General features: G+C 32.8%; 16 protein-coding genes and 1 pseudogene. 11 read left to right on the forward strand and 6 right to left on the reverse strand.

Annotation, left to right across the window (positions count from 1 at the left end; genetic code table 11):
• Positions 1–289: 289 nt before the first annotated feature.
• From ACXY7N_RS18875 to ACXY7N_RS18885, 3 genes are read right to left on the reverse strand one after another with little or no spacing between them, the layout of a single operon-like run.
• Positions 290–1,480 (reverse strand): glycosyltransferase family 4 protein, encoded by a 1,191-nt coding sequence (locus tag ACXY7N_RS18875; RefSeq protein ID WP_116363389.1) that lies wholly within the window; start codon positions 1,478–1,480, stop codon positions 290–292.
• Between the two features lie 3 nt (positions 1,481–1,483).
• The gene (locus ACXY7N_RS18880) at positions 1,484–2,437 is read right to left on the reverse strand and encodes an NAD-dependent epimerase/dehydratase family protein (RefSeq protein ID WP_116363390.1); all 954 of its coding nucleotides are present in this window, start codon (positions 2,435–2,437) and stop codon (positions 1,484–1,486) included.
• Positions 2,434–3,723: a UDP-glucose dehydrogenase family protein gene (locus tag ACXY7N_RS18885; protein ID WP_016087469.1), complete on the reverse strand. Its 1,290-nt coding sequence runs from the start codon at positions 3,721–3,723 to the stop codon at positions 2,434–2,436. The genes ACXY7N_RS18880 and ACXY7N_RS18885 overlap by 4 nt, the downstream gene beginning before the upstream one ends.
• Positions 3,724–3,918: 195 nt before the next feature.
• Between ACXY7N_RS18885 and ACXY7N_RS18890 the strand changes: the two genes are divergently transcribed.
• From ACXY7N_RS18890 to ACXY7N_RS18900, 3 genes are all read left to right on the forward strand, one after another.
• Positions 3,919–4,740, forward strand: coding sequence for a UTP--glucose-1-phosphate uridylyltransferase (locus tag ACXY7N_RS18890; protein ID WP_016087470.1), 822 nt, complete (start codon positions 3,919–3,921; stop codon positions 4,738–4,740).
• 681 nt (positions 4,741–5,421) lie between these two features.
• Positions 5,422–6,267, forward strand: coding sequence for a DUF5700 domain-containing putative Zn-dependent protease (locus tag ACXY7N_RS18895; RefSeq protein WP_016134739.1), 846 nt, complete (start codon positions 5,422–5,424; stop codon positions 6,265–6,267).
• Positions 6,268–6,295: 28 nt separating this feature from the next.
• A complete protein-coding gene (locus ACXY7N_RS18900) occupies positions 6,296–6,964 on the forward strand; it encodes a YjgB family protein (protein ID WP_488592554.1) in 669 nt (222 codons plus the stop codon).
• 81 nt (positions 6,965–7,045) lie between these two features.
• Here ACXY7N_RS18900 and ACXY7N_RS18905 read toward each other — a convergent pair.
• Positions 7,046–8,278, reverse strand: a pseudogene (locus tag ACXY7N_RS18905) (MDR family MFS transporter).
• A gap of 118 nt (positions 8,279–8,396) precedes the next feature.
• Between ACXY7N_RS18905 and ACXY7N_RS18910 the strand changes: the two are divergent.
• From ACXY7N_RS18910 to ACXY7N_RS18930, 5 genes are all read left to right on the forward strand, one after another.
• Positions 8,397–10,133 (forward strand): ABC transporter substrate-binding protein, encoded by a 1,737-nt coding sequence (locus ACXY7N_RS18910; RefSeq protein WP_098486852.1) that lies wholly within the window; start codon positions 8,397–8,399, stop codon positions 10,131–10,133.
• A gap of 159 nt (positions 10,134–10,292) precedes the next feature.
• Positions 10,293–10,916 carry a YhbD family protein gene (locus ACXY7N_RS18915; protein WP_116363392.1) on the forward strand — a complete coding sequence of 208 codons (624 nt, stop codon included), beginning with the start codon at positions 10,293–10,295 and terminating at the stop codon, positions 10,914–10,916.
• Positions 10,917–10,929: 13 nt separating this feature from the next.
• Entirely contained in the window at positions 10,930–11,640 is a 711-nt protein-coding gene (locus ACXY7N_RS18920) for a bactofilin family protein (protein WP_016134738.1), read from the forward strand.
• A gap of 18 nt (positions 11,641–11,658) precedes the next feature.
• Positions 11,659–12,366 (forward strand): hypothetical protein, encoded by a 708-nt coding sequence (locus tag ACXY7N_RS18925; protein ID WP_016087477.1) that lies wholly within the window; start codon positions 11,659–11,661, stop codon positions 12,364–12,366.
• 23 nt (positions 12,367–12,389) lie between these two features.
• Positions 12,390–13,925, forward strand: a complete 1,536-nt coding sequence (locus ACXY7N_RS18930; protein ID WP_353811203.1) for an MDR family MFS transporter — start codon at positions 12,390–12,392, stop codon at positions 13,923–13,925.
• Between the two features lie 54 nt (positions 13,926–13,979).
• Here ACXY7N_RS18930 and ACXY7N_RS18935 read toward each other — a convergent pair whose 3' ends face one another.
• Positions 13,980–14,300, reverse strand: a complete 321-nt coding sequence (locus ACXY7N_RS18935; RefSeq protein WP_001062728.1) for a hypothetical protein — start codon at positions 14,298–14,300, stop codon at positions 13,980–13,982.
• Between the two features lie 253 nt (positions 14,301–14,553).
• On the opposite strand from ACXY7N_RS18935, the gene ACXY7N_RS18940 reads away from it, so the two are divergent.
• On the forward strand, positions 14,554–15,333 hold the full coding sequence (locus ACXY7N_RS18940) for a BC_2878 family exosporium-associated protein (RefSeq protein WP_016087479.1): 780 nt from the start codon (positions 14,554–14,556) through the stop codon (positions 15,331–15,333).
• A 196-nt stretch (positions 15,334–15,529) separates the two neighbouring features.
• Here ACXY7N_RS18940 and ycaC read toward each other — a convergent pair whose 3' ends face one another.
• Positions 15,530–16,165 carry an isochorismate family cysteine hydrolase YcaC gene (ycaC, locus tag ACXY7N_RS18945; protein ID WP_016087480.1) on the reverse strand — a complete coding sequence of 212 codons (636 nt, stop codon included), beginning with the start codon at positions 16,163–16,165 and terminating at the stop codon, positions 15,530–15,532.
• Between the two features lie 290 nt (positions 16,166–16,455).
• Here ycaC and ACXY7N_RS18950 point away from each other — a divergent pair, with 290 nt between their 5' ends.
• Entirely contained in the window at positions 16,456–17,226 is a 771-nt protein-coding gene (locus ACXY7N_RS18950) for a GNAT family N-acetyltransferase (RefSeq protein WP_016087481.1), read from the forward strand.
• Between the two features lie 521 nt (positions 17,227–17,747).
• Positions 17,748–18,443, forward strand: coding sequence for a CsxC family protein (locus tag ACXY7N_RS18955; RefSeq protein ID WP_016087482.1), 696 nt, complete (start codon positions 17,748–17,750; stop codon positions 18,441–18,443).
• Positions 18,444–18,661 lie beyond the last annotated feature (218 nt).

Below are 18,661 nucleotides of genomic sequence, written 5' to 3' on the forward strand. Positions count from 1 at the left end.
GAAGAAGATGAAGAAGATGAAGAAGATGAAGAAGACGATGAAGAAGACGAAGAAGACGATGAAGACGAAGAAGACGAAGAAGACGAAGAAGACGAAGAGGACGAAGAGGACGACGCATAATACAAATCCCCCCTTTATCTTAGGGGGGATTTGTATTATATTCTTGTTTATTTTGTGGAATAAAAATACTAAATGTATCCATCAATAAGTTCAATTTCATCCCACATCCTGTAAAATTTCAAGTAGTACAACTGAAAATAAGCAGGAAAACATTGTTTAAAGTCTCATTTTATATAAAATGAATTTTAATTGGACGCAGGATATTTTCTACAGGTTGTTTTTTTTGTATTGTCACTTGATTATATACTTGTTTTAACTTATTAGCTGTATGCTTAAATGTAAAGTTTTTTTCAACTATCTGCCTGCCATTTTGAGCCATCAATTTTGCGAATTCTGGTTGAGATAACAAAGCTTGGATAAGCCTAGAAAACTCTTTTGGATTATTATATTCTTCAATTAAACAGCCGTTATGTTCGTCCGTTATAACTTCTGCATTTCCACCACGGTTTGTTGTAATAATGGGGATTCCAGCAGCCATTGATTCGTAATGCACACGTGCTAATGGCTCATGCCATTGCGAGCTACAAACAAAAATATCTCCCATTAAAAAAATATTATGAATTTGATCCGCTGGTATGAATTTAGTGAAAATTACGTGTTCTTTAATAGGTTTAGCAAGTTTATGCAATTTTTTTATATATTTATTTACTCTGTTATCACTAAACCATTTACCTCCAACTATAACGAGTACCGCATCTTTATGGACTTTAACAATCTCTTTCATGGCATGGATGAGTATATCTGGTCCCTTATTTTTGGTCAATCTCCCAACAAATAGAATCACCTTTTTATCTTGGATAGAGTATTTTTTACGAAATTCATTTCTAATTTCTTGTCCTTTGCGCGTCCAAATTGGAGGAGATGTTTTTATGTTTACACCAGAGTAAACAACCGAAATTTTATGTTCAGCTTGTGGGAATCTTTCAATTACTGTTTCTTTAATATAGTTACTAACAGTAACGATAGCTGTAACTATTTCAGTAATGAAGTTGCCTTCAGGAATGGATATTTTGTGTTCAGCAAGCATATCGTTATGAAGGCCTAATACAAATTTACTGTCTGGAGAAGCTTGTTGATATAAGGGAATATTTTTGGGGCGATTAAAAACGTGTATAATATCAAAGGTATTGGATTGAAGTGCCTTGATAACATTCTGTTCATAATTTATTTGGGGGAAATACACGTAATGAATATTATCATGTGTTGATTGTTCTGGAAGACTTGGGTCTGAAATGGAGAAAATAGTAAGTTCAAATTCTTGTGATATATAGGGTGATACTCCATCAATCATCATTTGAATTGCACCACCTTTAATTGCTGGAGAAGGTAATTTTTCAGTACATATATATGCAATTTTCATGAACTAATCTCCTTTATAGAGTTGTTTTATATACTTATATTCTGCTTCCAATCCATTAGTTAAAGAAACAACAGGACGATATTGCAACAATTTATTAGCTTTAGATATATCTGCCCATGTTTGTTTTGGTTCGCCAGGAATTGATTTTAGAAAAATTTTATTTGCTGATTTACCTGATATTTTTTCTAGTGTAGAAATGATATTCAAAACGGAAGATCGTTCTGTTCCACCGATATTTATAACTTCTCCTATTATATCTTCGCTTGTCTCTAAAGCAGCAATGGTTCCTCGTATACAGTCATCGATATAGGTAAAATCACGTGTTTGTGTGCCGTCACCAAATATTGTGAGAGGTTTATTTTTTAGTATTTGTTTAATTAATCTGTGGAATGCCATGTCCGGTCGTTGTCTAGGTCCGTAAACAGTAAAATATCTTAAAATCACAATTGGTATATGAAAATTTTTGTGATAAATATGGCATAGGTGTTCACTACTTAATTTTGTGACACCATACGGAGAAAGTGGATTGGGTAGTAAGTCTTCAGAAACTCTCCCAAATTTTTCTCCATAAACAGAAGATGTTGATATATGAATGAATTTCTCTAACTTTATCTCTTTACATGCTTCAAGTAAATATTGTGTAGCAAGTATATTATTGGTTACATAAGGATGGAAATCTTTTCCCCAACTTGTTCTTACACCAGGAATAGCAGCTAGATGATATACGATTTTCACATCTTTTAAAAGGCTGGTTAAATCTGCAGTTAATATATTTTCTCTAATGAATTGAAATCGTGGATTCTTTTGGAGGGTCCGAATATTATCTGTTTTTAAAGTCTGTGGGGTAGGGCCAATAAAGTGATCAATAGCCATTACATGATATGACTTATTTTCAAGTAATGCTTGACATAAATGAGAACCAATAAAACCGGCGGCTCCTGTTACAAGTATTTTCATGAGCGACCAACTCCTATATAGTGTAAACCGCACTGCTCTATTTCATCTTTATCAATACAATTTCGTCCATCCACAATTGTGCATCCTTTCATTAATTGTTTCACTTGTTGCCAATTAATTTTTTTAAATTCGTCCCATTCTGTGGCAAGAACTATACAATCAGAATTTGTTATTGAGGATTGTAGGTTATTATGTTGAAAAACTTGTTTTTTCAAATGTGGAGGAAGAGATGCTTTTGGATCATACGCATGAAGGTTGTAACCAAGAGGAAGTAATTTTTCAAGAAGTTTTACAGCGAGTGAACTACGAATATCATCAGTGTTTGGTTTGAAGGAAATTCCTAAAATAGTTACTTTATTTGAAGATTGTACTTTTATGACATTTTTAATTTTTTCAATATAGAGGTCAATCTGTGTAGAATTAATGGATTGTACAGCTTGTAAAATAGGAACTGTTATCTGTTTATCATTTGCAGTATATATGAGTGAATGTAAATCTTTTGGAAAACACGATCCTCCATATCCCATTCCTGCCTGAAGGAAATGGGGATTAATTCGAAAATCGTAGCCAATTCCATTTGCTACTTCATTAACATCAATGTGATACGCGTCACAAATTCGGGCGATTTCATTTATAAAGGATATTTTTGTAGCTAAAAATGCATTGGCTGCATATTTAATTAATTCTGCCTCTCTTAAGCCCGTACAAATGAATGGAGCATTAATCTTTTCATATATGTTCTGCATAACTTTTAATGACGTTGTATCATTTTTTTGGATACCAATAATAGTTCGATCTGGAAAAAGCATATCTTGAACAGCAGATCCTTCACGGAGAAATTCTGGGTTAGAAACAATATTAAATAGAAATGAAGGTACACCATTTTTGATGAGCATTTCATATAAATGTTGATTCGTTCCAGGTGGAATTGTACTTTTGGTAATAATTGTTTTATACTCTGTTATTGTTGGAACTAATAAATCAATAACAGAGTATAAATATTTTAAATCTGTCTTTCCACTGGGGGTAGAAGGAGTTCCTACAGCGATAAAAATAACTGATGATTGTTGTATAGCTAGACTAATATCATGCTGGAATTTTAGTTGTTTTCGATTCTTTTGAATAAGTTCTTTTAAACCTGGTTCGTAAATTGGGCATTCTCCGTTCTGAAGAGCTTGGATTTTATTATGATCTTTATCGACACAAATAATAGAATGCCCCAAATCGGCTAAAACTGCTGCTGATGTGAGTCCAACATAACCAGATCCTATAATACATATATTCATACGGCAAGTCACCTTTCTATAGTTAATACTAGTTTTTACAGTATATTAGCGGACAAGTTAAAATGGTGACATAGGAAAAGGCCTATTCATACAGTCGATGTAAGATAGGAGCCTTTTTTAAATTTGTGATGCGCGGTTAAGGGGTTTCCTGAATATAGTATTGAAAGCATGTAGAAGAAGGGGGGAGAAAGGGAAATGATAAAAAAAGCGATCATTCCAGCTGCTGGTTATGGTACAAGAAGCCTTCCTATTACAAAGGTAGTTCCGAAAGAAATGTTTCCAATAGGTAATAAACCTGCAATTCATTATATTGTAGAAGAAGCTGTGAAATCAGGGATTGAACAAATATTAATCATTCTTTCAAGTAGAAAGAACTTAATAGTTGATTACTTTGATTATTCATTAGAACTAGAGGCATTTTTAGAAAGGGAACAAAAGGTGGAGTTATTAAAAAAATATAATATCCCTAATATACAAATTCATTATGTAAGGCAACCGTATGCGAAAGGACTTGGTGAGGCAATAAAATTAGGAGAAACATTTATTGGTAAGCATCCCTTTGCAGTGCTTTTGCCAGATGATATCATAATTTCTAATAAAGAAACCCCCTTAAATCAACTAATCAAGGTATACGAAGAGACAAAAAGTAGTGTGTTAGGTATCCATACTGTACCAGTTGAAGATTTGGATAGATACGGAATTGTTAAAGGAGATAGTGTTAAAGAAGACTATATTCAGATTACAAATATTGTTGAAAAACCGAAAGTAAATCCTCCATCTAATCTTGCTGTTGTCGGACGGTATATTTTTACGCCAAATATATTTCAAGTGTTAAAAAAGATTGAGCCTGGGCACGGAGGTGAGTATCAACTAACTGACGCAATAGAGTCTTTACTTAAGACAAAGAACGTGTATGGCAAAATTATTGATGGAAAAAGATTTGATATTGGACAAGAAAATGATTATATACAACTTCTTAATTTTATACATGCAAAAAATAGAGCAAACATGAATTGATATGTTGAAAACCTTCCCAATACACTTGAACTTAAAAAAATCTAGTTAAAGTAGTTTTAGTAGGACAATGGTCTTGATGAATTCAACATTGCTAGTGTTAAAAAATAATAAAAGATTTAACTGATTGAAGAGGGATGGGTGGAGATTTGTCTAATTTTTAGTAATATAAAAATATCATAATTTGGATGTATTTTAAATAGGTATGATTTTGATTTTTGAGAGTAGGATTGAATTTCAAAACTTCTCCTTTAATTTTTCACTTTCTTGCGTAATATGAATAGAAAAAATTCGTTTTCTAAGAAGCAAATAAACTAATGTAGGTCATTTGTATTATTTAGTACGATAAAAGAAATTAGAAAAATTTTTATGTGGATTATATGCTTATTAACATCTTTAATAGTACAGAAATGAAGCGAAATATCAATTTGTATTCAGAAAAACAAATTTATTTTCTACTGCATACCGTGCAAAAAATAATTTTAATAATTGTATATAACGATGTAATGTAAAAGTTTTTTATTAAAATGTGGTTTTTATACTATTATTTAATAAAGAACTTTTTTGTGTAGCGACATCTTTCATTTTTTTATTTAAAGTGAATTTGGTGACCGTTATTTATAAGTTAAAGTAGAAGCAATGTAATAAATAAGGAAAGAAGGTATACACAAGGGGATGAATAAGATGATTAACAATACAATTCCAAGCTTTTTAAAGCTTTTGGAAAGCAATGATATAGGATTATGTGACTTGAATAAATATTATAATAGGTACCCAGAAATATTTAAAGAGTATTTTAAATTTCACTGCCCTAAGACGGAAGAGCGTCTTTGTAGTGCGATTGAAAAATATCTAGCAAAACTAGAAGATATACATATTATTTCGGAAACTTTACCACGAATTATTCAAGAGGTTAGTAAGAGTTATTACATCCAATTTGGTTTTAATATAGACTTAACATATCATATATTCGTTGGAGGATTTGGCTCTAATGCATTTGTAGAGAGAGAAATTATTGGAGATATATTTTTTGCGGCAGAAAAATTATCTCCAGATTCGAATCATCTTCGCGTTATTGTCGCTCACGAAATAGGACATATATATCATAATGTTATGTTACAAAATGATGGAATGGACTGGGGGAAAGCTGAGTGGGCCGATGCGACAGTTAATTTGTATCGCGAAGGTGTTGCAACCTATTTATCAAAGCAAATTATGAAAGGTTTAAATGAATCAGTGTATTACTCATATAACAATGATGGAGAACGTTGGTTACAATGTTATATAGAAAATGAAAAACAAATAAAGAATCGTTTTTTGGAAGATTATATAGAAGGATGGACGTTTGAAAAAGAGAAAGAGTGGTTTCGGTTATCTGGCGGACAGTATTTTGGATACAACCGACTCGGTTATTTTTTAGGAACAGCTTTTGTAGAATATGTTGTACAAACATTGGGTGAGAGTGAAGTATTTACTTTTTGGAACAAACACAATTTAAAAAGTAGTGTAATAAATTGGTTATCGAAATAAATAAGATTATAATAAGGGGCTGAAATGTATGAAAGTGTATGTAAAGATAAGTATGTTATTTCTCGCTTTTACATGCATAGTTGCATTAGCAGCATGTAAAGGGACAGACGAAAAAAAAGAAACAAACCAAACATCGGAAAATAGTAAAAACGAACAGAATAATTCTACTGAAGAAAAGAAAGAACCTGATGCAAAATCAAATAATGAAAGATCAACAAAACCAAACACAGATTCAAGCACCAAAGATACAGTAATAAATCAAAAATCAATTAACCACGTTAAAGATTTGTTCGAACTAGCGAAAGAAGGAAAAGTACCTAACGTTCCGTTCGCAGCACATACAGGAGATATTGAAGAAATAGAAAAAACTTGGGGGAAAGCAGATACAACGGAACAAGCAGGTAACGGAATGTATGCAACTTTTACAAATAAAAATGTTTCCTTCGGTTTTAATAAAGGATCACAAGTTTTTGATGTACGCTCCTATCATGCAGAACTAAAATCAATTACATTACAAGAAATAGAGAAAGCATTAGGAAAACCAGCTTCAGTTAAAGTAAATGGGGAAGACAAAATATATGTACATAAAGTAAACAATCAGTTTGAGTTAAAATTCATTATTCCAAAATCGACTGGTAAGGTAAATCATATTTCGGTATTTTCGCCAGAGGATAGCATTAATAAAATGGCAGGGTAATAAAAAAGAGGATGTCACAAAAGTCATAATCGATGACTATGTGACATCTTTTTTAGTTTACTGTAAATAAGCAAGTACCTCTTATAAAATGCGATGGTGATGCTTTAAAGTATTTTTTTGAATTGCTTCTTTTCTTCTGTTCTAAATTTTGGATAAAAAGAGCTTGAATAATGCCCCCAATTATTAAGAAACAAGCACAAATATAAAATAGCATACTACCGTTTAGTTTACTTAATAAAACCGCACCAAGTACAGGACCGCACGTTCGAGCTATATCCCAATGTAACCCGTAAATTGAAAAATACAATCCACGTTTATCTGTAGGAGCGATTTCTGAAACGAATCGAAGTAAATGGTTTAAAGCAATACTTTCCCCAATGACTAAAAAGAGTAATGTGAAAAATAGTGACGAGATTGTTGCTGAAAGCCCGTAGCCAATTGCAGCTATCGTATAGCAAGTGTAAGAAATAAGAATACTTTTCGCCATAAAAAATCGTTCAGACCATTTCACAAGGAAAACTTGCAGGAAGATTTCCATAATAGCTTTGCATGTTGAAATAAAAGCGAGTATGAATACGAAATCCGGAAATATATGTTTGGCGAAAATGCGATAATTTGTCTCGGTTTGTGCATAAAAAAACTAATAGGAAGTGTAGTAATCATAAGTCCTAAAACGGCGTAATGTTTGTGTATAAATTGTTTTGGAGATGATACTTCAAGTTTTTGCTTTGGTGTTGTAAGTACTGGAGCAGTTTCTGGAAGATGCGTCCATACAACTACTGCATATATCATAAGTGTAATGCTTTGCATTATAAATAAATATTCAGGGTGAGTATGATAAAAGATAGCACCAATTATTGGACCGATTACGGAACCAATTGCAGCCATCGTATGCAGAAGAGCAAAAATTTCTGCTTGCTGTTTTTGTTCTGTTAAATCAGCAATTTGTGCACGTTGAGCGGGAATATATAAGGAACGACCAACCCCATTTATGACGTATAGCAAAGCAAATATAAAAACAGATTGAGCAAAGACGAAGCTGCCGATTGCAACGCCTTGCAACAATAAACCGAGTAACATAATTTTCTTTCGCCCATATTTATCAGTAATTCCTCCAGCAATAAGTGTAAATACAATGTCTGAAAGAGGTTGTAGTCCAAAAATGAGCATAGTGATTATTATATTACCGTTTAACATTTTATTAACGTAAATAATCATAATGAGAGCTAACATAGATTCAGTCGTTCGGGTTAATAATTCACCAAAAATTCTAATAATAATGGGTTTATTATAACGTAGTAAGAGATTGTTCAATATTAATTCCTCCTTTCTATATTGAAATGATAAGATGAAAGGAGAAATGGAAAAAGGGGAGAAATGGAAAAAGGGTAGAAACAAAAGGGGCTATTTTTCACCTTTTAGGGGGATTATGATGTTTATTTTAGATCAATATATTGAACTATGGTGTGCCTATGGTAAAGAGAGACAAGAAGGAGAACAATTAGAAGTAACAGTAAAAATGATAGCAGAAACATTATTTTGTACGGAGCGTAATAGTAAATTAATAATAAAAAAATTAGAAGAACTACGTTGGATTGCTTGGTTTCCAGGGCGCGGGAGAGGAAATTGTTCTAAATTAATATTTCAAAAGCAACCGATGACATTAATTTTAGAGAGAGGAAAAGAACTAACGAAAAAAGGGGATGTGAAAAGTGGAATCTCATTTGTGGAACGCTACAGCTCACAATTTCCGTTAGTAAGAAAAGAGTATGTGGCTTGGGTGGATTCAATATTTGGTCATCAAATAGAAAGGACATCCGAAGGGAGAAGAGATGTCCTTCGTTTACAAGTACAAATGAATCTAGATATTGCTTTAGATCCGGTTTACGCTACGATGCGTTCCGAATGTCATATGGTTAAACATATTTTTGATACACTTGTATATATTAATGAGGAAACAAATTGTATAGAGCCAAAGATTGCTTTTCACTGGGAATATAATGACGCTGAAAAGATATGGACTTTTTATTTACGAAAAGGTGTTCACCTTCATAATGGAAAACGACTTACTGCACATCATGTTATACATTCATTGAATCGATTTATGAAAGCTGAAAACAACCCACATGCATGGATGTTACACCACGTTGAAAGTTTTCGTGCAAAAGATGAATATGTTGTTGAAATTCAATTATATACGGAAAATAGGATGTTCTTACATATGCTAAGTGCAGAACAGTGTTCTATCGTAAATGAAGATGAAGCGGGAAACCTCATTGGAACAGGCCCTTTTAAATTATGCGAAAAGAATGCACATTTATTTGTTTTAGGAGTACATGATCTATATTATCGTGAAAGACCTTTTCTTGACCGAATTGAACTATTGAATGTAGAGAAAAATGTAAACACGTATGACGTGTTAGTAAAGGCGAAGTATAAAGATAAAGAAAAGCCTATTAAAGAGTTGTCTCGGCTTGAATCGAACGTGACATATGTAACGTGTAATCTTGTAAAAGAAGGCCCAATGCAAGATGGGCTGTTTCGAAAGGCGCTATATAAAATTATTCATGGTCATACAATCGTTCAAGAACTTGGCGGAGAGCGTGGAGAAGTGGCAAAGAAACTAATATTAGCAGGGGAAAGTATAGTAGAGATTGAACAAGATATAGAAAGTTTAATTAAAAGTAGTACGTATCATAATGAAGTGCTACAACTCTACACATTTACAGGGCGAGATCATGTTGAAGATGCACAATGGATACAAAAAGAGTGTGCGAAGTACGGGATTCGTGTAGAAAATAATTTTCTTGAAGTAGAAGAGCTATTGGAAATAAGTACGATACAAAAAGCTGATATGATGCATGATAGTGCAACGATTAGCGAAAGAATAGAAGATAGTCTGCTATATATGTTTCTTACAAAAAATAGTTTTATTCATGGGCAAAGTAGCATGGACTTTCATAAAACATTGTTCCAGTATTTTAAACAAGAACAATTAGAGCAAAGAGTTACATTGTTACGCAATATTGAAGACACTTTGTTACGTCAAATTCATATTATTCCTTTATACCGTAACAAACAACAAGTAACTTCTCACGAAAAAGTACAAAATATAATGATTAATTCACAAGGGTGGATTGATTTTTATGAGATATGGTTTACATGTTGATGTATAAGGGTTTTTACGTATTTTATAGGATGCGTGAGAACCCTATTTTTGTGTGTGAAACAGGTTTGTTTTACACATTGTTACGCTACTTCTGGTAAAAGGGCATTTACAGCGTAACAGTGTTATGTTACATTGTTATCAGGAAGGAGTGTTATACAGTTGAGTACAGATTTAATTTCAAAAAAAGATTTATTAGAACTAACTGGTATTTCATACGGACAGTTATATAGGTGGAAAAGAAAAAATTTAATACCGGAAGATTGGTTTGTACGAAAGTCAACGTTCACGGGTCAAGAGACATTTTTTCCGAAAGAAAAGATATTAGAGCGTATTGATAAAATCCAAACGATGAAAGAGGATCTATCACTTGATGAACTAGCGAATATGTTTTCACCGAGTGTGAGAGAAATTCTTTTAACAAAGGAAGACATTTTACGTAAGGAGATTGCATCAGAAACAGTTCTACAATTCTTCATAGAACAAACGAATAAAACAACAGAGTTTCAATTTGTAGATATTCTTTATGTGTACATGTTAGAAGAATTACTACAATCGGGAGAGATTAGTTTAGAAGAAGGAAAAATGGTCTTGCAAGTTTTACGTGAAAATTATGAAGCAATTAAACATAAAACTTGTGACTTAATCATTGTCCGAAAGTTAGGGATTTCTACATGTTTATTAGTTTCAAACGTGGACGATTTAATTTTTGAAAAAGGCACCAAAATCGTTTTAAGCGAAGCGATTATGAAATATACAGAAGCATTAAAAAAGAAACTGTTGTAGTGGAGGAAAAAGTATGCGTACAGATAATTTGATTATAAATGGTTACGGTTCATCGAATGGCGGCGAGTTTCATAAAGTGCAATTAAACGGAAAAGGAACTGTGCATGGAAATGTTGAATGTGAGCAATTTGAATGTAACGGTTACGGTGCAGTTACAGGCGATTTGAAAAGTAGTAGTGCGCGAATTAGCGGATCAGGTAAAGTCGATGGCACAGTTCATGCTGAAACGATGCGAATTGATGGAAAAGCAACAATTACGCAAAATGTAAAGGCAAACAGTTTGAAAATTGCAGGAAAAGGTACGATAGGTGGAAATGTCACTGGTGAAGAATTTAAAGTCAATGGTCAAGCGACAATTGACGGTAATTGTGAAGTAGATACTTTTTCTTCAGAAGGACAATTTACAATTGGCGGATTATTAAGCGCAGATGAAATAAATATTAATATTCACGGTACATGTCGAGCGAAAGAAATTGGTGGTCAAACGATTAAAGTAAGACATAGATCAGGTACATTTAGTAGGCTATTTAAAACAGTATTTGGCTTGCAGTTAGAAGCTGAGCTGCTTGAAGGTGACAATATCGATATTGATTATGCTCACATAAGAACGGTAAGAGGAAATAATGTTACAGTAGGACCGAACTGTGAGATTGAACTCATTGAATATACCGGTGTGCTTACCGTTGATAAAAGCGCAAATGTAAAAGAAATTAAGCAGGTTTAATGGGAGGGAGTAAGTAATATGGAACATCTACATAGTCTCACAGTAAATGGTTCCGGTAATTCAGCAGGCGGAGATTATAATAAAGTGAAGATTCGCGGTGAAGGAACAATTACGAATGATATGAGTTGTAATGAATTTAAAACATATGGCACGAGTGATGTACGCGGTGATATGAAAGTGAAAAATTATGTTGTGTATGGAGATAGCGAAGTACAAGGAAATGTAGATGCGGAATATGTAAAAGTATATGGTAATACACAAATTTATGGTGATGCACATATTGAAAAAACAAAAGTTAGAGGTATGATAGATATTGCAGGAAAGTTTTCAGGTGATTTTGTCGATGTAAAAGGTGCCTTAAATGTGAAGGGAGATATTGAAGTAGAACATTTATCATTAACTGGTGGTCTTGAAAGTGATGGATTACTAAATGCTGAAAATATTCAAATCTCACTTCGCTATGAAGGAAGTAAGGTAAGAGAAATTGGTGGTAAAAAAATTACGATTCGTAAAAAAGCGAGATTTCTTCCTTTTATTAGTCATGTTGGAAACCTCCAAACTTCAATTGTTGAAGGAGATGATATATATTTAGAACATACGATTGCTGAAGTAGTGAGAGGAAACAACGTTACAATTGGCCCTGGTTGTGAAATTAGTGTTGTAGAATATCATACTAGTTTTAATCAAAAGGGTAATGCAGTCGTAAAAGAACATAAACAAATATAAGTAGTACGAGGGAGAGCACGGTTATGGTTGAGAAGAATAATAAGCTTGGATTTGTTGTGGCGGGCTTATTGCTAGGTATTTTAATGGCATCAATGGATAATACCATTGTCGTAACAGCGATGGGAACGATTGTTGGTGACTTAGGAGGCCTTGAAAACTTTGTATGGGTCGTTTCTGCCTATATGGTCGCAGAAATGGCGGGTATGCCGATTTTCGGTAAACTATCAGATATGTATGGTAGAAAGAGATTCTTTATTTTTGGATTAATCGTCTTTATGATTGGTTCGGCACTTTGTGGTACTGCTGAAAATATTACACAGTTAGGTATTTACCGTGCCATTCAAGGTATTGGGGGCGGGGCATTAGTGCCGATCGCGTTTACTATCGTTTTTGATATTTTCCCTCCTGAAAAGCGTGGGAAAATGGGTGGACTATTCGGAGCAGTATTTGGTTTATCAAGTATTTTCGGGCCATTACTTGGCGCATATATTACGGATTATATTAGTTGGCACTGGGTGTTTTATATTAACTTACCGCTTGGCGTTTTAGCACTTATTTTTATTACATTCTTTTATAAAGAGTCACGAGTTCATAGAAAGCAAAAAATTGATTGGTTTGGCGCAATTACTTTAGTTGGTGCAGTAGTTTCGTTAATGTTTGCGCTCGAACTTGGTGGACAAAAGTATGACTGGGATTCTAGCTTTATTTTAAGTTTATTTGGCGGATTCGCTATTTTAATTATTGCATTTATTTTTATTGAACGTAAAGTAGAAGAACCAATCATTTCATTTGAAATGTTTAAACAACGTTTATTCGGAATGAGTACCATTATTGCATTATGTTACGGCGCTGCGTTTATGTCCGCAACTGTATATATTCCGTTATTTATTCAAGGTGTATATGGCGGTAGCGCAACAAATTCGGGATTATTACTTTTACCGATGATGTTAGGATCAGTCGTAACAGCGCAGTTAGGTGGATTTTTAACGACGAAGCTTAGCTACCGAAACATTATGATTATTTCTGCTGTTATTATGCTAATTGGACTATTCTTATTAAGCACATTAACGCCAGAAACAAGTCGAATATTATTAACGGTTTATATGATTATCATTGGATTTGGAGTAGGTTTCTCATTCTCTGTACTAAGTATGGCAGCTATTCACAACTTCGGTATGGAACAGCGTGGATCTGCAACTTCAACGAGTAATTTCATTCGTTCATTAGGAATGACACTAGGTATTACAATCTTCGGAATGATTCAAAGAACAGGTTTCCAAGATCAATTAGAAGAAGCTTTTAAAGGTATGAGCGGAGGAATGAATACAAACGCTTTAGGAGATTCAAGAGCTATTCTATCAGCATCGGCAAGATCTCAAATCCCACCGCAAATATTAGATAAAATTATTGACGCTCTTTCTAGCTCCATTGTTCAAACATTTATGTGGGCATTAGTACCAGCAGGTCTAGCATTCATATTTATTTTCTTTATGGGAAATGAGCGTATGGTAATTAAGAAAAAACAAACGAATAAAAAGAGTGAAACATCAAAAGCGTAATGAAAAAGCTCCTTTCCAATTGGAAAGGAGCTTTTTCGTATGTACGGATTTAGATTAGCCTTCGATAATTTCGTATTCTTCGTCTGCTAATAATAAAATTTGTGTTTTCTTACCTTTGTTTTGAACTTCGATTACATCGTATGCACCTAAGTCTCTTAGTTTGTTTTGAGAAGCGTTAACCATCACTTCCATAGAATCAATTAAGATATCTTCTTCAATGTATGATTCAGGCAATGCCATATCTTCTGTTTCTAATACACATGCATATAGATTTTGTAAGTTTTCAGCAGTTGGGTTTTGTTCCTCAACATCAATGATGTTCTTTACTGCATCCATATTTTCTTCTTTTGCTTGGTATACTTTAATTTTAGCCATTGTTTTATTCTCCTTTATAACGTAATCGTAGAGGCTACACCTTATTATAACGTTTTTTTCATGAAAGATGAAATTGTTATATGTATTTATAGGGAAATTTATGTGCTATTACTCATTATTGGCGTAATTTCATTATTAATGTGATAAGTAAGTACCTATATTCCTGAGTTAAAGTTATATTGTCCAAGCTTTTTTATACTCCGTTCATATTATATGTATTAGATAAAACATATAGGGAAGGGATGGAGTGTAAGTGGGTTGTGAGCCGAAACGAAATTATCAATGCTGCCAAAATAGTATTTGTGAATTTTTACGAAGTCTAGAGCCTTTTACAAAAGTTGAGAGTATTGTAATCGCCGGAAACGAAATTGTTGTATCTTATTTTCTTTCATTTAATAAGAGGAATGGTATCGTATCCTTCGTACAAGAGGACAATGAGGTTACTTTTGTAGATTGCTCTAGGATTGATGCAATTCGAATAGGAAAAGTTTGTAGTTGTAAAACGAAAGTTAAATTTATTGAAGAGGATTTTAGTTTACTTGGAAATGTTTGTCCGAAATGTTTAACCGAGGGAAGTACACTCTTTTTTGACTTTCACAATCCAGAATTGAATTTATCACTGCAAGCAAAAACAATTGATGCACCTAGTTGTACTGAATTTATAGATGAACTTGGGAATGTCGTAAAGCAAATTACTATAATAGGTGAAGCGATAGTTTCTAAAGATTTTGTTCAAGTGCCTGAACTATTAAACTTTCGATTAGTTATATCTGATACGGCTACGAATCCATTAAAGTTTGGAATACTATTCATTAATTTCCCTGATCTTACGTTTATTATTCTTTTCGCATCGAGTGGATACCTTAACATATCGAACTGTTTGAAAATCGAGAGTGGAACAGGTAATGTTGAAATAGAAGAGATGAGAAAGATGATAATAAATGACAATAATACGTACAAGTCAGTAATTAAGTTGACTAAAATATATAAAAATGGTGCTACAGAATCCTTTACTTCTAAGAAAGAGATATAACGTATTTAGATTGATTAACCCTCATGCAAAATAATGAGGGGTTTTTACATATACGAATTGGATTGTATTAACGAAAAAAATAGCTTTGTTAATATGAATGTTAGTAAAGTAAATAAGAAAAGGACTATTGAAGTAGCCCTTTTTAACTATGTAAATAGTTGTTGGTAACCTTTATCAAGATTAATTAATGATTGTGTTATTTACTAAATTCTTTTTGAGCTCCCATATAGCTTCCGATGATATTTTGATAACTTGGAAGATGCTTAGCTAGTAAAGCTCCAAAGCCTTCAACATCATTTCGCCAGTCACGCTGTAATTCAGCTGCAACGCTAAACCAATTCATTAGTTGGACTCCTCCATGAGCCATACGCATAAGAGCGGCATCAGCGACTTGTTTATTAAAAGTTCCAGATGCATCAGTTGCAACAAACACTTCATACCCTGCATTTACAGCAGATAGCGCTGGGAATGCAACACAAACATCAGTAACTACGCCAGCGATTATTAGCTGTTTTTTCCCTGTTGCTTCAATAGCTTCTACAAATTCATCATTGTCCCATGCGTTAATTTGTCCAGGACGCGCTATTTTAGGCGCATTTGGAAAAAATTCAATTAATTCTTGCATGAGTGGGCCATTAGGACCATCTTCGAAGCTAGTTGTTAAAATAACCGGTAAATCAAAAAACTTAGCGGTGTTAGCAAGTGCTAAAACATTGTTTTTGAACTCATCAACACCATAGTCACGCACTAGGCTAGAAATAAGCCCAGTTTGATGATCCACTAGAAGAACAGCGGCATCACTTTTTGAAAGACGAGAATAGAAATCAGACATTTTATAATCCCCCTTAAAAAGTCTATTTATAAATTAATCTTACAGTTATTTAGATGAGTTTGGTATATGTGAAAAAGTTTTTCAATAAATAGGCTTTATTTAGATGTAAAGATGTATGTTTTAAAATTGAAAAAGAAAATTTCACTTTTTTGATTAGATGTTATAATAATTTTATATTTATGAATAATTTATAATTATATGGATTTTAGTAGACATTTGCTTATATGTAGAATAAAAGGACTTATGAAAAAAGTAGGGGTACATTGATTCTAAAGAAAGCAGGAATGTAAATGATATATGAAGCGAATATACATACAAGAGAAAAATTAGTTACTATGTTCGAAGATTTCAATAACGTTGTTTTACTTTCTTATTTACAAGGACATATGGGTACTGCTTGGGTAAATGATCTTGAAAATCCAACAGTAGCGCAAGTTACGGTAGGGATCTTTACATTTTACGCTGGTGATTCGAATGCGAAAGAAACTGAAGAATTAGTACGTAACATTCCTGATAGAATGTTAGTAATCGTAAATAGTGAAGAGTGGAAAAAGCGTTTAGAAACATGTTACGAAAGAAAAATAGATAAGTTTTTACGCTATAAATTCAAACGGAATGCGGAAGTTTTTAATCATTCAAAATTACAATCTTTCATATCAGCGCTTCCAAAAGGATACGAGTTACAAAAAATAGATGAACATATCGTAAATATTCCCACATTACATAAGGTCTCTGAAGATTTTACAAGTCAATTTCAAACGATGGAAGATTATATAAACCGAGGTATAGGTTATAGCATTTTATATAAAGATGAAGTTGTATGTGGAGCATCATCGTATAGTATTTATGATAATGGCATTGAAATTGAAGTGGCGACTGATCACAATCATAGAAGAAAAGGGTTAGCAACTATAGTTAGTGCGGCGTTAATCTTGGATTGTTTAGAAAAAGGGATATATCCAAATTGGGATGCAGCGAATACTACGTCTGCTAAACTAGCAGAAAAGCTAGGATATGTTTTTGATAAGGCGTATGATGCTTATTTTGTGGATAATAGGTAAATGAATGAATTTGTACAATTGTACAACAGAAAAAGTCTAGAAAATCCTATAAAATTCGTGTTAATTACTCTTTTTTAAAATTACAAATTGGGTATAAAAATCGACTTGAAAAAGTCGGTTTTTATTTTTTAACAATAAGGTGCATCCAATATTAATTTGCTGTTGCATAGATATTATGGAATGAAGAAATTAACAAAATTAATTTTATTTGTCTTAATAAATTTAAGAATAGATTTTTGAAAGTTTCTTCGAAAATATGGTTATCTTTTTTACTATTGAACTTAATCAACATATTATGGTATTTTTCCGCGATAATAGTTAAGAATTTTTTAAATAGGTAAGTATTCATAAAAACTAATTATATTAAACTGTGTGTATTTGAATATTAAAGATAGAATACAATCTTTATTTGCAAATGATAAAAGTGACTATGATACAAACCCACGCATTAATAGAAAAAGTACATATACAGTAAAGAGAGTTAAAAAACTCTAATTTTTTTATAAAGGAGATTATAAAATATGAGTGAACAATGCCCAATTAATGTACCATGTCAGGTAGCAGGACAAACTCAAACACCATTAAGTGATGCACCTGCAACGCCAATTACTACTCCAGGAGCACCAATTGTAAAAATACCAGTTGTATTAGCAGAAAGAACGATTCAAATTGTTGTAGAATCTGATATTTCATTAGATCCTCCAGCAGTTGAAATTAAACGAATCTTAAAAAATGCATTTTTAACACAATGTAAGTTAGTTCCTGTAGCATTTACTCCAGTACCAGGTACACCTTACCGCCGAGTTACAAGAGCAAAGTTATTTGTACAAGGATATATTCGTAAAAACATTGAATATGCAAATGACGAGTGTAATGGAGTGCTATATGACCGCATTGCTAATGTTCCATTTTCTGGTTTTGCTGATTTAACAGCTGGTGATTTTCTATCACAGGCTATAGTGGCTGCTTCCTCAGATACTACTTCTCATTTTATTAATCCTAAAAATGGTGATCTACCACGTTTAGACAAATACTTCTTCGAAAATACAGTTTTTTATAATGAACAACCGTATTGCGAATTAGTCAGCGCTCAATTTTTTGAATTAGACTTTTCACCTTGTCCAACAGACCTAAACGAACCATTTGATACTCTTCGTGAAAAAATTGTACTGGATCTTACTTTAAAAGTTTTACAAGTACAACAAGTACAAGTATAAAACTAAAAAAGCATTGTCTTTGATAAAAAGACAATGTCTTTTTTATTATTATAAAACATATATAATGATGAAAATGAATACGTGTAAAATAACATATTTTCCTGAATTTTATTAGATGGGGGGATGGTGATGAATAAGCCATGGATTGGTAAGGTGCTATGGGATGAAATTCACAAGTATAAAAATCTGAATAAACAAGATAATTCACGAGAAAGAAT

Source organism: Bacillus sp. 5w2 (assembly GCF_054353775.1).

What these genes read in the sequence shown, in the direction of transcription:
- ACXY7N_RS18875 (WP_116363389.1), bottom strand. Translation starts at nt 1,480, where the DNA reads ATGAAAATTGCATATATATGTACTGAAAAATTACCTTCTCCAGCAATT.
- ACXY7N_RS18880 (WP_116363390.1), bottom strand. Translation starts at nt 2,437, where the DNA reads ATGAAAATACTTGTAACAGGAGCCGCCGGTTTTATTGGTTCTCATTTA.
- ACXY7N_RS18885 (WP_016087469.1), bottom strand. Translation starts at nt 3,723, where the DNA reads ATGAATATATGTATTATAGGATCTGGTTATGTTGGACTCACATCAGCA.
- ACXY7N_RS18890 (WP_016087470.1), top strand. Translation starts at nt 3,919, where the DNA reads ATGATAAAAAAAGCGATCATTCCAGCTGCTGGTTATGGTACAAGAAGC.
- ACXY7N_RS18895 (WP_016134739.1), top strand. Translation starts at nt 5,422, where the DNA reads ATGATTAACAATACAATTCCAAGCTTTTTAAAGCTTTTGGAAAGCAAT.
- ACXY7N_RS18900 (WP_488592554.1), top strand. Translation starts at nt 6,296, where the DNA reads ATGAAAGTGTATGTAAAGATAAGTATGTTATTTCTCGCTTTTACATGC.
- ACXY7N_RS18910 (WP_098486852.1), top strand. Translation starts at nt 8,397, where the DNA reads ATGTTTATTTTAGATCAATATATTGAACTATGGTGTGCCTATGGTAAA.
- ACXY7N_RS18920 (WP_016134738.1), top strand. Translation starts at nt 10,930, where the DNA reads ATGCGTACAGATAATTTGATTATAAATGGTTACGGTTCATCGAATGGC.
- ACXY7N_RS18925 (WP_016087477.1), top strand. Translation starts at nt 11,659, where the DNA reads ATGGAACATCTACATAGTCTCACAGTAAATGGTTCCGGTAATTCAGCA.
- ACXY7N_RS18930 (WP_353811203.1), top strand. Translation starts at nt 12,390, where the DNA reads ATGGTTGAGAAGAATAATAAGCTTGGATTTGTTGTGGCGGGCTTATTG.
- ACXY7N_RS18935 (WP_001062728.1), bottom strand. Translation starts at nt 14,300, where the DNA reads ATGGCTAAAATTAAAGTATACCAAGCAAAAGAAGAAAATATGGATGCA.
- ycaC (WP_016087480.1), bottom strand. Translation starts at nt 16,165, where the DNA reads ATGTCTGATTTCTATTCTCGTCTTTCAAAAAGTGATGCCGCTGTTCTT.
- ACXY7N_RS18950 (WP_016087481.1), top strand. Translation starts at nt 16,456, where the DNA reads ATGATATATGAAGCGAATATACATACAAGAGAAAAATTAGTTACTATG.
- ACXY7N_RS18955 (WP_016087482.1), top strand. Translation starts at nt 17,748, where the DNA reads ATGAGTGAACAATGCCCAATTAATGTACCATGTCAGGTAGCAGGACAA.